The sequence below is a fragment of the Salsipaludibacter albus genome (assembly GCF_019798055.1).
Taxonomy (GTDB): domain Bacteria; phylum Actinomycetota; class Nitriliruptoria; order Nitriliruptorales; family Nitriliruptoraceae; genus Salsipaludibacter; species Salsipaludibacter albus.
Window position 1 is genome coordinate 23252 of record NZ_JAHOPH010000001.1, and the last position, 13822, is coordinate 37073.

The 13822-nt window shown below is 72.7% G+C and carries 13 protein-coding genes and 1 tRNA gene; 6 read left to right on the forward strand and 8 right to left on the reverse strand.

The window, feature by feature from the left end; translation table 11 throughout:
• Positions 1-17 precede the first annotated feature (17 nt).
• Positions 18-938: a cation diffusion facilitator family transporter gene (locus KR546_RS00115; RefSeq protein WP_238442665.1), complete on the reverse strand. Its 921-nt coding sequence runs from the start codon at positions 936-938 to the stop codon at positions 18-20.
• Positions 939-1103: 165 nt separating this feature from the next.
• Positions 1104-1442, reverse strand: coding sequence for a hypothetical protein (locus KR546_RS00120; protein ID WP_238442666.1), 339 nt, complete (start codon positions 1440-1442; stop codon positions 1104-1106).
• Positions 1443-1568: 126 nt separating this feature from the next.
• On the opposite strand from KR546_RS00120, the gene KR546_RS00125 reads away from it, so the two are divergent.
• A tRNA-Arg gene (locus KR546_RS00125) sits at positions 1569-1640 on the forward strand.
• A gap of 17 nt (positions 1641-1657) precedes the next feature.
• Here the strand turns inward: KR546_RS00125 and KR546_RS00130 are convergent.
• Positions 1658-3037, reverse strand: a complete 1380-nt coding sequence (locus KR546_RS00130) for a serine hydrolase domain-containing protein (RefSeq protein WP_238442667.1) — start codon at positions 3035-3037, stop codon at positions 1658-1660.
• An 8-nt stretch (positions 3038-3045) separates the two neighbouring features.
• The gene (locus KR546_RS00135) at positions 3046-4056 is read right to left on the reverse strand and encodes a YihY/virulence factor BrkB family protein (protein ID WP_238442668.1); all 1011 of its coding nucleotides are present in this window, start codon (positions 4054-4056) and stop codon (positions 3046-3048) included.
• Positions 4057-4205: 149 nt separating this feature from the next.
• On the opposite strand from KR546_RS00135, the gene KR546_RS00140 reads away from it, so the two are divergent.
• Together KR546_RS00140 and KR546_RS00145 are read left to right on the forward strand one after the other, a co-directional pair.
• The gene (locus tag KR546_RS00140; RefSeq protein WP_238442669.1) at positions 4206-4544 is read left to right on the forward strand and encodes a hypothetical protein; all 339 of its coding nucleotides are present in this window, start codon (positions 4206-4208) and stop codon (positions 4542-4544) included.
• A 77-nt stretch (positions 4545-4621) separates the two neighbouring features.
• Positions 4622-5578: a DUF2510 domain-containing protein gene (locus tag KR546_RS00145; protein WP_238442670.1), complete on the forward strand. Its 957-nt coding sequence runs from the start codon at positions 4622-4624 to the stop codon at positions 5576-5578.
• 59 nt (positions 5579-5637) lie between these two features.
• On the opposite strand, the gene KR546_RS00150 is transcribed toward KR546_RS00145, so the two are convergent.
• The 3 genes from KR546_RS00150 to KR546_RS00160 all read right to left on the reverse strand — a co-directional run bounded on the left by KR546_RS00150 (position 5638) and on the right by KR546_RS00160 (position 9128).
• Complete coding sequence (locus KR546_RS00150; RefSeq protein WP_238442671.1) at positions 5638-7281, reverse strand: DUF389 domain-containing protein; 1644 nt, start codon at positions 7279-7281, stop codon at positions 5638-5640.
• Entirely contained in the window at positions 7278-7718 is a 441-nt protein-coding gene (locus KR546_RS00155) for a hypothetical protein (RefSeq protein WP_238442672.1), read from the reverse strand. The genes KR546_RS00150 and KR546_RS00155 overlap by 4 nt, the downstream gene beginning before the upstream one ends.
• 87 nt (positions 7719-7805) lie before the next feature.
• On the reverse strand, positions 7806-9128 hold the full coding sequence (locus tag KR546_RS00160) for a multidrug effflux MFS transporter (RefSeq protein ID WP_238442673.1): 1323 nt from the start codon (positions 9126-9128) through the stop codon (positions 7806-7808).
• A 230-nt stretch (positions 9129-9358) separates the two neighbouring features.
• Here KR546_RS00160 and KR546_RS00165 point away from each other — a divergent pair, with 230 nt between their 5' ends.
• Complete coding sequence (locus KR546_RS00165) at positions 9359-10399, forward strand: alpha-hydroxy acid oxidase (protein ID WP_238442674.1); 1041 nt, start codon at positions 9359-9361, stop codon at positions 10397-10399.
• A 12-nt stretch (positions 10400-10411) separates the two neighbouring features.
• On the opposite strand, the gene metG is transcribed toward KR546_RS00165, so the two are convergent.
• Positions 10412-12073: a methionine--tRNA ligase gene (gene metG / locus KR546_RS00170; RefSeq protein ID WP_238442675.1), complete on the reverse strand. Its 1662-nt coding sequence runs from the start codon at positions 12071-12073 to the stop codon at positions 10412-10414.
• A 187-nt stretch (positions 12074-12260) separates the two neighbouring features.
• Here metG and KR546_RS00175 point away from each other — a divergent pair, with 187 nt between their 5' ends.
• Positions 12261-13199, forward strand: coding sequence for an alpha/beta fold hydrolase (locus KR546_RS00175; RefSeq protein WP_238442977.1), 939 nt, complete (start codon positions 12261-12263; stop codon positions 13197-13199).
• Between the two features lie 74 nt (positions 13200-13273).
• Positions 13274-13822: a hypothetical protein gene (locus KR546_RS00180; RefSeq protein ID WP_238442676.1), complete on the forward strand. Its 549-nt coding sequence runs from the start codon at positions 13274-13276 to the stop codon at positions 13820-13822.

The following is a 13822-nucleotide window of genomic DNA, read 5'->3' on the forward strand; positions in this document are numbered from 1 at the left end:
CGTCGGCCGCGAACGGGTCAGGCCGGCGCGAGACAGTCGTCGCAGGCATCGCCGGCGTGGTCCGGCGGGTCCAGTTGCACGGTGGCATGGCCGATGCCGTGCCGGTCCCGCAGGATGTCCTGGGCGTCGTGCAGCACGTCGTGGGACGCCCCGACGTGGGCCAGCGACAGGTGCACGGAGGCCACCTCCATGCCCGACGTCAGGGTCCACACGTGCAGGTCGTGCACGCCGACCACGTCGTCGATCCCGGCCAGGTCGCGCGTGACCGCCGGCATGTCCACGTGCTCGGGGGCTGCCTGGACCAGGACCCGGAGCGCCTTGCGACCCAGCATCCACGTCCGGGGAAGCACGAACAGGCCGATCGCGATCCCGAACAGCGGGTCGACGAGGGTGAAGTCGGTGAACACCAGGACGAGTCCGGTGACCACGGCGGCCAGCGATCCCAGCAGGTCCGCCAGCACCTCGAGGTAGGCACCCTCGAGGTTGAGCGACTCGCGACTGCCGGCATGGAGCAGTCGGAACACGACCAGGTTGACCACCAGCCCCCCGAGGGCCACCCAGAGCACGGTGCCGCCGGAAAGCTCGGGCGGGTCGAGCAGGCGGCTGACCGCCTCGACGAGCACCCAGATCGCCACGCCGAACAGCAGGACCGCGTTGGCCAGCGCTGCGAGGATCTCCAGTCGGTACAGCCCGAAGGTCCGCTGGTCGCTGCGTGACCCACCCATCGCGACCTGGATCGCCGCCAGGGCCATGCCCAGTCCCAGCACGTCGGTCAGCATGTGGCCGGCGTCCGACAGCAGGGCCAGTGACCCGGTCAGCAGGCCCGCCACCAGCTCCACGACGAAGAACGCCAGCAGCAGCGCGAGCGACCACACCAGGGCACGGCGGTGCCGGCCGCCGGCGCTGACCGGCGGCGCGTGCTGGTGGTCACGACTCATGGGACGTCGTCCTGTGACGGCGATGGGACAGGGCGCCATCGTAGCCCTTCGAGCCCCCCGCCCCGGAGGACCGATTCGGTCGAATTCCGGTGATCGAGCCCGATCAGGAACGATTCTCACAACCAGTTGCACACCGGTTCGTGACGTACCGACCCGCCGCGACGGTCAGCCCGGCACGAGGCCGCGGATCGCCTCCAGCAGGGCGTCGGTCCATGCCCGATCGTGGTCGGTCAGGGGCGGGTCGATGCGATGGCGGCGAGCACGGGTCCAGTGGAACAGGCAGGCACGGAGCAGGTCCACGTCCCCGGGCAGGTCACCGTGGTCCTGCCATGCGGCATGCACCGACTCCACCCGCGGACCCAGGACGTGCGGTCCCCCACCCCAGGCGTAGCCGTTGAAGGTCTCGCCGAAGGCCGCCACCTCGTCCACGCCCGTCCCGTCGGCTGCCACGCCGGCCGGCACGTCGACGCGACGCAGGTCGATGCTGGCGATGCGCGTGACCACGACCACTCCGGTCCGTCGGTGGACGGCCCACGGTACGGCTCCGACGCGGGTCGCCGACCGTTGCCCGGTCCTGCCCGGCGTTACGATTCCCGGGACACCGGCCGCCCGCTCCCGGGCGACGCCGTGGCCCCCGTAGCTCAGTGGACAGAGCGTCGGTTTCCTAAACCGAGCGCGCAGGTTCGATTCCTGCCGGGGGCGCCGTCGTGGACGGGCCGTCACCTGTCCGGGTCGCCCCAGTCGCCGGACCGCCCGCCCGGCACCGCACCCGCAGGTGCGTAGGGGTGCCGCGTGAGGGCGAACGATCCCAGGTCGAGGTGGCTGACCCGACCGTCGTCGTCGCGCACGACCCGGGCCGGCTCCCCGTCCCAGTAGCCGCCACGACCGATCCAGCGCTCGTCCGCCACGTGGTCGAGGACGGTGTCCCGGGTGGCCTGGCCGAGGTCGACGACCAGCCGCCCGCCGGCCTCCGCCCGCACGGTCAGCGGCCGGGGCCCCCAGTACCAGGTGCCCACGAGGTCGCCGACGAGCTCGTCGACCGGTGTCGTGTCGGACTGCGCCGTCCACGTCGGTCCGGTGCGTGGGACGACGGATCGCGCCAGGCGCACCAGGTCGGTCGCGAGCTCGCCGTCGAAGCCGTGGGTCGCGTTGCCGAGCACGACCACGCCGGCGTGGTCGTCGCGGTCCACGAACAGCGTGGCCACGAACCCGGGGATCGAACCACCGTGGCCCACCATGGTCCGGCCGTCCCGGTGCACCACCTGCAGGCCGAGACCGTGTGCGAGCGGCGGGTCCAGCAGCGCGACCGTCCGGGGACGGGCCATCTCGGCGAGCGTCGCCGGGGCGAGCACGTCCGGGTCCGGGTCGGCGAGGAACGCACACCACCGACCGAGGTCCGCGACGGTCGACCAGGACTGGCCGGCGGGGGCCATGGCGCCGGTGTCGACGTCCGGCTCCTCCAACAGCACCTCGCGATGGGGGTGCACGGCCAGCGGTCGGGCGGACGGATCGGACCGCATCCTGGTGGTGCGGTCCATGCCCAGGGGTGCCAGCAGGCGGTCGGCCAACAGCTCGTCCCACGACCGACCCGACCGGGTCGCCAGGACCCGTCCCAACACCGCGTACCCGACGTTGGAGTAGTGGAAGGTCCCGCGTGGCGCCGGGCAGGAACCGGCCGCGAGCAGGTCGGGGAGCAACTCGTCCCACGACCGCCCGGGAGCCCGCTCCCACCACGGTGGAGCCGGCTCGGCACGCAGCCCCGAGCCGTGGCACAGCAGCTCGGCCAGGCGCAGGTCGCCGACCGGGTGCCCGTCGAGGTCCCCCAGGTGGTCACCGACCGGGTCGTCCAGGTCCAGACCACCGGCGTCGCGCTCCTGCAGGACGAGCACCGCGGTGAAGGTCTTGGTGATCGACCCGATGCGATAGGCAGTGGTCTCGTCGGGCGCGGCCCCGCCCGGCCGACCGTCGACGTGGCCGGCGCCGCCGGCCCACGCCAGGTGGCCGTCCAGGACGACCCCGGCCGCCAACGAGGGCACGCGTGCGTCACGCTGGGCCCGGGCGAGCCGGGCGTCCAGTCGGCGCATCGGGTCGGGCTCCATGGCAGTCCTCAGGCGTCGACGGCAGAACCGGTGTCCACGGTGTCCGGCGCGGCCGAGGGAGGGTCACCGCGCCGATCGTCGGCCGTGTGGTCGTAGGGCCCGTCCGGGGTCGGCCACAGCTTCTCGATCTCGGCGTTGAACTCCGCGCCCAGGAGGACGGCGATCCCGCTGGCGTAGACCCACACCAGCAGGACCAGGGGTGCGGCCAGGCCCCGGAAGTCGCCCCCGGTGAACCCGGCGAACTCGGCCACGTACACGCGCACGGCGGCACTCGACCCGACCCACACGACGAAGGCCAGGACGGCTCCCGGCAGGTCGCGTCGCCACGGCGTCGTGAAGCCGGGCGCGACGTGGTAGAGCCAGGTCAGGGCGGACACCGCCAGCAGGGCGACCCCCGTCCAGTACAGCACCGGGAAGACCCTCGCCAGCCCCGGGTCGAGCCCGACGAGGGTGAGCAGGTCCCGGGCGACGTCGGGCCCGATCACCAGCAGCGGCAGCACGACCACGGCCGTGGCGATCCCCGCCAGGGTCATCGCCAAGGCGAGCCCACGTCGTCGCCACGCGGCGCGTTGTTCGGGGACGTCGTAGGCGATGACGACCGTGCGGAGCACCACGTTGGTGGACCGCGAGGCCGACCACAGGGTCAGCACGATGCCCAGCGAGACGATGTCGCTGCGTCCGTCCCGCAGGAGTGCGGCGACCGGCCCCTCGAGCACCTGCGCGACCGTCTCCGGGGTGAGGAAGGTGCCCAGCGCATCGGTGATGGCCTCCTGCAGGGCAGCGACGTCGGCCTCCGGACGACCCTCGACGACGAATCCGACCGAGCCGAGCACCACCAGCAGCAGGGGCGGCAGCGACAGCACGATGTAGAAGGCCATCTCGGCCGCCAGCCCGGGGACGCGGTCGTCGAAGGTGTCGACCACGGTGCGCACGACGAGACGACGCGCGTCGGCGAGACGACCGTCGGCATGCGGGTCGGGCAGCGCCCAGGTCTCCACGCGGCTCGCGACGTCAGGCACGGCCGGGCTCCGCGGGACGTGGCGAGGGTGGCGGCGACATGCGGTCATCGTAGGAGGCCGCGCCCTGTGCGAAACCCCGGCGTGCCCGGCCGACCCCGACCGGCCTGTCGGTAGGGTCCGAACCGGACGCGATCCCGGAGGAGGTGGCCGTGCCGCTGGTCAGGTGCCCTCGGTGCGGCGAGGACGACGACCTGTCCGGATCGCGCCGGGACGACCGGATCGTGATCACCTGTAGGAGGTGCGACACCGTCTTCGACCGGGACACGACCCCCACCTGCCGACTCTGCGGCAGCACCGACCTCGAGGCCATCCACACCTCGACCCTTCGCGAGGCAGGGCGCGGGGAGCAGTGGGCACCGTCGGGCGTCCGGGTGGCCTGGTTCTGCTGGGACTGCACCGGCCGCGACGTCACCAGTCCCGCCCCGGTCCCCGGCCCGAACCCCCCACCGGGCAACCACGACGACCTGCGCGGGCTGCGCGATCGGTGACCGCGTGGTCGACAGGGCACGAGACAACCTCCCGAGCGTCCAACTACCGTGCACCTCCCACGTTCAAGGACGCACCGATGGCCAACCCTCCTGCCGGATGGCACCCCGACCCCCTCAGCCGCCACGCCCAGCGCTACTGGGACGGCCAGCAGTGGACCGAGCACGTCGCGGACCAGTCCGGGAACATGTCGACCGACCCGCTGGACGGCGGTGGCCAGCAGGCCCAGTCCCAGTCCCAGTCGGGTGACCAGCAGGCGTCGTGGGGCACGCAGGACACCACGACCCAGCAGGATGCCGGCTGGGGTGGCCAGCAGGAGCAGTCGAGCTGGGGTGACCAACAACAGGACACGACCCCGTCGTGGGGACAAGGCGACACCGGTTCCGACTGGGGTGGCAGCGAGACGACCGCGACGTCCGAGGAGCCCGCCTGGGGCAGCACCGGGACCGACGCGGCGACGGCAGGTGCCGGCGCTGCCGCCGGGGCGGCCGCCGCCTCGACCATCGGGTCCGACTCGGATGACGGCGTCTCCTCGACCGGTGACGTGGACCTGCCGATCGTGGACCAGCCCGGCCTGGTGAGCATCGACGCGGGCCCGGGTGTCGTCGTGCGTCACGGCAGCGTCGTGGCGTACTCGTCGGGCGTGACCGCGACCGACAGTGCCCACCCCGGATCGCTCGACGTCACCGGCACCGGACAGGTGCACGTGGCGGCCGGCGGGCAGGCCGTGGCGGTGCTGGAAGTGTCACCCGGCGGCCTGACCGTGCGCAACGACGCCCTGCTCGCCCACAGCGGCGGCCTGGACCGCACGGCCGCCCCCGACGGCATCGTCGGCTACGACGCCACGGCGATGTCCGGCGGCGGCTGGGTCGCCGTCACGGCGCCGGGCGGCATCCTCGAACTGTCCTCGGTCGGCGGGATCGACGTCACCACGTCGGCACTGGTCGCGTGGACCTCGGACCTCGACGTCGCCCACACCGAGGACGTCAACCTCGCCGGGCACGGTCTCGTGCTGGTGTCGGCCGAGACGACCTAGTCGAACCCACGCGACCGCGCCGCCGCCGGAGCCTCCTCGGCCCGGCCGGTGACCGACGATCAGTCCGTGATGACGATGCGCTCCAGCGGCACCCACGTGACCTGGACCTCGTGGGCGTCGCTGGAGACGGCTCGCAGGTCGCTCGCCAGGGCGTCCAGCCCGGGTGGCTCACCGGGCCCGGCCAGGTCGATGGTGATCGTGCCGTCCTCGGGTGACACCCGCACCTCGTTGACCCGGTAGTCCTCGTGCTCGGACGACCAGTCGGCCATCACCTGGTCGAGTTGTGCTCGGGTCGCCTCGCGCTGGGTGATCTCGGCGCCGTTGAGGCCGAGCAGGAGCACGACCAGGATCCCGACGGAGGCGAAGCCCGTCAACACCGTGCGGACACGGTGTTGTGACGCCGACACCCGCTCCAGCGGCGCCGCCCCGACCAGGACGAACACGGCCCCGCCGGCCAGCACGATCGCCAGCCCGTTGGTGGTGAACAGCAGGAGCGCCCCGTTGCCGGCGGACCATGCGGCCTGCTGCCAGCACAGCCCGACGACGGTCAACGGGGGCACCAGGGCGATCGCCACGGCCACGCCGGGCAGCGAATCGGAGACGTCACGCCGCGCCAGCGCGTAGGCACCTGCTGCCCCGGCCGCCACGGCGATGCCCATGTCCACCAGGGTCGGGGAGATCCGGGCGAGGATCTCGGTGTTGCTCGTGACGTCGACGGCCCGCGGGATCACGCCCCCGACGAGGGCGCCGATCCCGATCGCGAGGGCGATCCCCGACAGTGCGATGCCCCCACTGCGTCGGAGTCGACGGGGCCATCCCATCGGCACCGCCATGGCCAGCCCCATCAGCGGCGTCATCAACGGCGCGATCAGCATCGCGCCGATCACGACCGCGGTCGACTCGACGACCACGCCGATCGAGGCGATGATCGATGCGAACGTCATCAGCGCGACCCACCGCACGTACCGGGTCGGGGCCTGCTCACCCTCGAAGTAGACCTTGTCCATCAGGACGTCACGGTCCTCGGCCAGGTCCGGCCGCTGGCTGATCCATGCCAGGGCCCGTGTCCCGGGTCGCCCCGAGCCACCGACGTCACGCACGATCGACGAGGCCGGGGTGAGCACCTCGATGAGGCCGACCGCGGCCGTCAGGAAGGCGGCGATCGACAGCACCGCGACCACGGACGCGTCCGGCCACACGAGCAGGATCACCCCGACGACCAGCAGGGCACCGGCGCGGACCAGGAACCAGGAGCCCGTCCGGCGCCTGGTGCCCACGAGCACCACGTCCAGCACGGCCAGGGCGACCAGGAGCCCGCCCACCAGTTGGGCCGCGGTCGACAACGACTGGCTCGGATGGATGATCAGCCCGGAGGCGAGGCCGAGGGACACGCCCAGGGAGAGCATGCGCCGGAAGGTCCGCCGGTCCCGGTGGCGCACCAGGTCGACGGCCAGCGTCACCGCCATCACCCCGAGGCCCACCCCGGCGAGCCTGGCCAGGACCTGGTCACTGCGCTCGGGCCACAGCAGGACCGCCACCGCCAGGACGAACAGGACCAGGCCTCGCAGCGTGTCGGGGCTCCAGAGGTCCGCCCAGGGAACACCCAGCAGCGGCACGTCCCCGGTCATGTCCCGCTCGCCCATGCCCTCGCGGCTGTCGACCTCGTCGACCGGCACCGTGCTCAGGCTCCCGTCCCCACTCATGTGGCGAAGAACCGGTCGGTGGACGCCGCCCCGTACAACAGCCACAGGATGCCCACGGACACCACCAACTGGGCGATCGCGGTGACCTGGAAGTCCCGCAGGGCGACGGTCGAGTAGACCCCGACGCCGATCTGCAGGACGGCAACGCCACCGAAGAGCGCCCGGGCACCGTGCCCGCCCCGGGCGAGGAAGAACGCGGCGAGCATCTGGCCCAGGCCCAGGAGGAGTGCGACGAGTCCCAGGCCCACGGCGACGGTCTCGGCATCCGTCCCCGTCACCTCCAGGTCGACGTCACCGCGGAGGACCACGAGGACGAGGCCGACCAGCAGGAGCAACAGGCCCTGGACCATGCCGAGGACGACGACCAGCCAGATCGCCGCGGGACGACGCCCGTGAACGGGCTCCGGCGCAGGGTCGGGGGTGCCAGGTGTCGTCATGATGTGCGACACCCTAGCCAGCACCCCCGGCACGAACGTGCACGGACCCGGCAGTCGGTCCGGACCCGGCCCGACCGACCCGACGACTCAGCCGGTCGACGACGGCGCGGTGGCCGGGGCCGGCGTGGAGGCCGCGACGACGGGCGGGGCGGGGGCGACGTCGTCGGTGGTCGCCACCGTGTCGTCAGCATGCCCGGGGTCGTCGTCGGCCTCGGGGCCACCGTCGGCCGGGTCCCGGGTCGACTCGGCCCACCGGGCGAACAGCGCGGCCAGGAAGCCCGACAGCGCGAACGCGACCGCGATCGGGGTGATGGTGTCGTCGAACAGCAGTTGCACCACCGTGCCCAGCACGGTGCCCACGCCCAACGAGATCGCACCGATCAGCGCGGAGGCGACCCCGGCGACCTCGCCCATCGGGTCCATCGCGAGCGACTGGGCGTTGGACTGCAGGAAGGCGTGGCACATCAGGATGCTCGCCATGCCGACCACCAGGACCCACAGCGGCGGGACACCTCCACTGGCGACGGCGACCGCCACCAGGACCAGCGTGACGCCGCAGTAGAGCGCCAGCACGAGCCGGACCAGGCGACGCGCACCCACCCGCTCCACCACGCGGGCATTGCCCAGTGACGCCACCGCCATGCTCAGGGCGAGTGCCCCGAACAGGAACGGGAAGGCCGTCTCCATGTCGTAGATGCCGATGATCACGGGCTCGGCCAGCGAGATCCAGGCGGTGAACGCCGACGTCAGCGCGGTGAGTGCCAGGAGGTAGCCGATGGTCACCCGGTTGGCGAACACGAGGCTCATCGACCCGACGACCTGGCGCGGCGCGAGCGAGCGGACCCGCTCCGGGGTCAAGGTCTCGGGCAGACGACGCAACCACACCAGTTCGACGAGTGCGGCCACGGCGATGGCGACGAACAGGCCACGCCACGAGGTCACGGCCAGCGCCCCGGCGCCGATGGTGGGCGCCACGACCGGCACGAGGATGAACACGCTCATGATCAGCGACATCACCGAGGCCATGCGGTCCCCGCGGTAGCGGTCCCGAACCACGGTGAGCGTGGTGGAACGAGCAGCCGACGCGCCGAAGCCCCACGCGAACCGGGTCGCGAGCAGCACGGGCAGGCTGGGCGCGACGGCCGAGGCAAGGGCACCGGCCACGATCACGAACAGGCCGAGGTTCAGTGCGACCTTGCGGCCGTAGCGATCGGCGAGCGGACCCCACAGGAGCTGCCCGACGGCAAGTCCCAGGAAGTAGGTGGTGACGATCCCGGCGACCCCGGTCGAGTCGGCGACCCCGAGATCGGCGGCGATGTCGGCCATGCCGGGCAGCATCAGGTCGATGCCGATGGCGATCAGGCCCATCAGCAGGGACATCATCGCGACGAACTCGACCCGACCGGGCATCGGGCGGGTCGGTCGCGACGTGGCGGTCGGGGAGGGTGGAGCGGAATTCGGTGACATCAGGAGCATCTCGGCAAAAGCATGGACAAGAAGTGGCGCAAGTGCCCGGCGCAACGCGCGGCCAGTGGCAGGGCATTCCCGACCCGGACGGTCGTCGCCGGGCCGGTCGGCCAGTGCCCTGCGAGCGAGCGGCCGGCCCTGCACACTCTGAAACGAGCGACGGGAGGCACGACGTGCGTGTGAGCCTGCAGGACTGGGCGGTCGAGGCCCTCGACCGCATGGATGAGCAGGCCCGCGACTACGTGGCGGAGCCCGCGATGGACGGTCGCACCCTGGCCGACAACGAGGCGGCCTTCGCCCGCCGCCGCGTCCGCCCGCACGTGCTGGCCGGCGACGCCGACCCGGACACCTCCAGAACGGTGCTGGGACGGAACTGGGTGCACCCGGTGTTCGTCGCCCCGACGGCCCGACACGGACTGCTGCATGCCGACGGCGAGGTCGCCACGGCCCGGGGTGCACGTCGCGCGGACGCCACGATGACGGTGTCGACGTCGTCGAGCCGGCCGCTCGGCGACGTGGCCTCCGCGGCCGGCCCGTGGTGGTTCCAGCTGTACCTCCCCCGCGAGCACCGCCATCGGGAGCCGCTCGTGGCGGCGGCCGTCGAGGCCGGGGCGGAGGCGCTCGTCCTGACGGCCGACCTGGCGACCCGGGGTCGCCGCGAGGCCGCGTTGCGCCGCGGCCGCACCGGCTTCCCCACCGCCGCCGCGGCCGTCAACCTCGCCGCGCTCACCGGCCTGGAGGTCGACCAGGTCGACGAGGTCGGGCACGTCGGCCCGGTCGGCCCCGACGACGTCGCCTGGCTGGCGGGGTACGGCCTGCCGGTGGTCGTGAAGGGCATCCTGCGGGGCGACGACGCCCGCCGGGCCGTGGACGCCGGGGCGGCCGCCGTCCAGGTCTCCAACCATGGCGGCCGCCAGCTCGACGGCGCCATCGCCAGTCTCGATGCGCTCGAGGACGTGGTCGCCGCGGTCGGCGCCGAGGTGCCCGTGCTGCTCGACGGCGGGATCCGTCGCGGGGTCGACGTCCTGGTCGCGCTGGCGCTGGGCGCGACGGCGGTCGGCGTGGGGCGTCCGGTGCTCTGGGGCCTGGCGGTGGACGGTGCCGACGGTGTCGCTGCCGTGCTCGACCTGCTGGTGGACGAGCTCGACCACGTCATGCGCCTGGCCGGTGTCCCCGACCTGTCGGGGATCGGCCGTGATCTCGTCGTCCCCTGAGGGACGCGCGGCTCACGCGGGGTCGACCTCGAGCTTGGGGAACAGGACCTCCGGCTCACTGATCGGGGTGCCGGCGACGACCTCGGGGCGCTGCCAGCCACCCTCCACGACCGGCCCGAGTCCCAACCAGCCGCGCAGGACGTCGACGCTGAACGGGGTGAACGGCGCGAACGCGACGGTGCCGGCACCGATCGCCTGCAGCGCCACCCACAGGGTGGTCCCGGTGCGGACCGGGTCGTCCTTGCGGGTCCGCCACGGCTCACGGGCGTTGAGGTAGGCGTTCGCGGCGCGGGCCAGGCCCAGCGCCTCCTGCACGGCGCTGCGCAGCTCGACCGCTTCGATGGCGGCGGCCTCGGCCGCGAGCCGGGCCTCGACCTCGGCGAGCAGGGCCCGGTCGACGTCGTCGAGGTCGGCGGGCTCGGGCACCGACTCGTCGAAGTGCTTGCGGGTCATCGTGAGCACCCGGTTGACCAGGTTGCCCCAGTCGTTGGCCAGTTCGTCGTTGGCCACCTTGACCAGGTCCTCCTCGGTGATGTCCGCGTCGTTGAGCTCGGGCAGGTGGCGGGCGACCGCGAAGCGCAGCTGGTCGGCGGAGAAGGTGTCGAGGTAGTCCAGCACGAGCGTGCCGACACCGCGCGACGTCGACGCCTTCTCGCCCTTGAACGTGACGTACTGGTTGGCCGGGACGTCGGTGGGCAGGTTGAGATCCCGATCGCGGTCGGCCCGGTTGTAGCCCAGCAGGTAGGAGGGCCAGAACACCGCGTGGAAGGGGATGTTGTCCTTGCCGACGAAGTAGTAGGACTCGGCGTCGTCGTTCCACCAGCGACGCCACGCCTCCGGGTCGTCGGTCCCGGCCGCCCACTCGCGGGCCGCGGACAGGTAGCCGATCACGGCCTCGAACCAGACGTAGATGCGCTTGCCCTCCCCCAGCGTGTCGTACTCGGGCGGGATCGGCACGCCCCAGGTGAGGTCGCGGGTGATGGCGCGGCGCTGCAGGCCCGAGCGCACGAAGCCACGGGCCCAGTTGATGACGTGGGGCCGCCAGTCCTCGCGACCCTCGAGCCACTCGGCCAGCTCGTCGGCGATCCCGGGGAGGTCGATGAACCAGTGCTCGGTCTGGCGCAGCTCGGGGGTCGCTCCCGACAGGGTCGACCGTGGATCGATCAGGTCGGTCGGGTCCAGGGTCGAGGTGCAGTTGTCGCACTGGTCGCCACGGGCGTCGGGGTACCCGCACACCGGGCACGTGCCCTCCACGTAGCGGTCGGGGAGGAAGCGCTGCTTCTCGGGGTCGAAGTACTGGTCGGTGACCTCCGAGACGACCAGGCCGGCGTCGTGCAGTCCCCGGAACAGCTCCCAGGTGACCTCGCGGTGGTTGTCGGTCATGGTGGTGGTGAACAGGTCGAAGTCGATGCCCAGCTGCTCCCACTGGTCGAGCATCAGCGGGTGGAAGTGCTCGACGATCGAGGACGGCTCGACCCCGTCCTCGTCCGCGGCCACGGTGATCGGGGTGCCGTGCGCATCGGCACCGGACACCATCAGCACGGCGTTGCCGGCGATCCGGTGGTAACGCGCGAAGATGTCCGGCGGCAGGTAGGCACCGGCGAAGTGGCCGAGGTGCTGGAGCGCCTTGGCGTAGGGCCAGGCGACGGCGACGAGGATGTGGCGTGTGCTCATGCACGAAACGCTACCACCGGGGACAGGTGCCTCCGTCCTCCGGGTCGGACCGTCCGACGCCCGGAACAACGACCCTGCCATCGCTCGTTGGACACCGCAGGACCTGCCCTGACCAATCCCCCGACGGGGCCGTCCCCGAACCCCCGGCGACCCGCCGCGCCCACCTCCACCCGAGGAGTCCTTCGTGATGGACCGACCAACGCCCGCCCTGGAAGGGATCAGGACGTCCTTCACCGACGTGGAGGGGGTGGCGATCCACGCTGCCGAGGTCGGATCGGCCGTCGACGGCGACACCGGTGTCCTGCTGCTGCACCACTTCTACGGCAACGTCGCGACCTGGCGGCGGGTGCTGCAGGGCCTGGGCGACCGCGGGGTGCACGCGATCGCCGTCGATCGTCCCGGCTTCGGCTGGACCGAACGACCCGCACCCGGGCGACGCCCCGAGGTCTACACCCGCCGGTTCGCGGCCGAGGCGGCGCGTGCCGTTGCCGCGGAGCGGGGGATGGACCGAGTGCTGGTCGTCGGATCGTCGATGGGGGGCACGCTCGCCCTGGAGACGACCATCGCCCGCCCGGACGGCGTCGACGGGCTGGTCCTGCTGTCACCGGCCCTCACCGGCGACGTCGGCATGCCGCCACCGTTGCGACCGCTGCTGCGGACCGCGCCGGTGCGACGGGCGGTCCGGCCGCTGGTCGATCGGCTGTCACGCGACATCGACCTCCAACGGGTCGCCGGCGGGTGGGTCGACTCGTCCACCGCCGGTCCCGACGACGTCGCCGCCTACCGCGACCCGACCCGCCTGCCCGGCTGGGCGGCCGGCATCTGGGCGGTGATGACGGTCGAGGAACCGCCCCGGCTGAACGGTCGCCTGGGGGCCATCGACGTCCCGGTCACCGTCGTCGCGGGCACGCACGACCGCACGATCCGCCCCCGCTGGAACCAGCGCACGGCGGCCGCCCTGGACGCGGACCTCGTCGAGGTTCCGACGGGCCACACGCCCCAGGAGGAGGCGCCGGACACGGTCGTCGACGTCGTGGCCGGTCGACTGGGCGACGGGCAGGGCCAGCGATCGACCCCGGCCGCCACCGCCGACGGCATCCGGGCGAGATCCCGCCCAGACCCGTGAGCGGGGAGGGGCCGGAGCCCGGGACGTTCCGCGCATTCGAGGTCAGCCAGCAGCGGATCCGGCGACGCGATCTGGTGCGCGACACCGTGATCATCGTCGTCGCGAGCCTCGTCGTCACGGTGGCCACCCTCCTGCGGACCGTGCCGAACCCCCAGTACGAGCGCGCCCTGGCCGTCACGGAGGAGCTCGAGGCGGCATGGCAGGTGGTCGTGTCGGAGGACGTCACGCTCACCGACGAGCCGGACGAGGTGGTCGACGGCGTGCTCGCGGCCCGGGTCTCGGAGACGCTCGTGGCCTTCACCGCCGAGGCAGGACCGGAGTGCTACGTGCTGTGGCTCGATCGCCAGGGTGGGCGGCACGTCCGAACGCTGACCCGGGGCGAGCCGTGCGAGCCGACCGTCGCCGTGACCTCCCCCACCCCGGGATCGTGGGACCGGATCGGCACCACCGCGAGCCCGGACGAGCCCCGTGCCCGCTGGGAGACCGTCCTGCCGGAGACGGAGGCGGCGCGGGCGTGGTTCCTGCCCGTGACGCTGGTGGCCGTCGGCATCCTGCTCGGAGCGTTCGTGCGGATCGTGATCGCCCTGGTCACCGGCAAGCCGTCGCGTTCGACCCGCACCTGA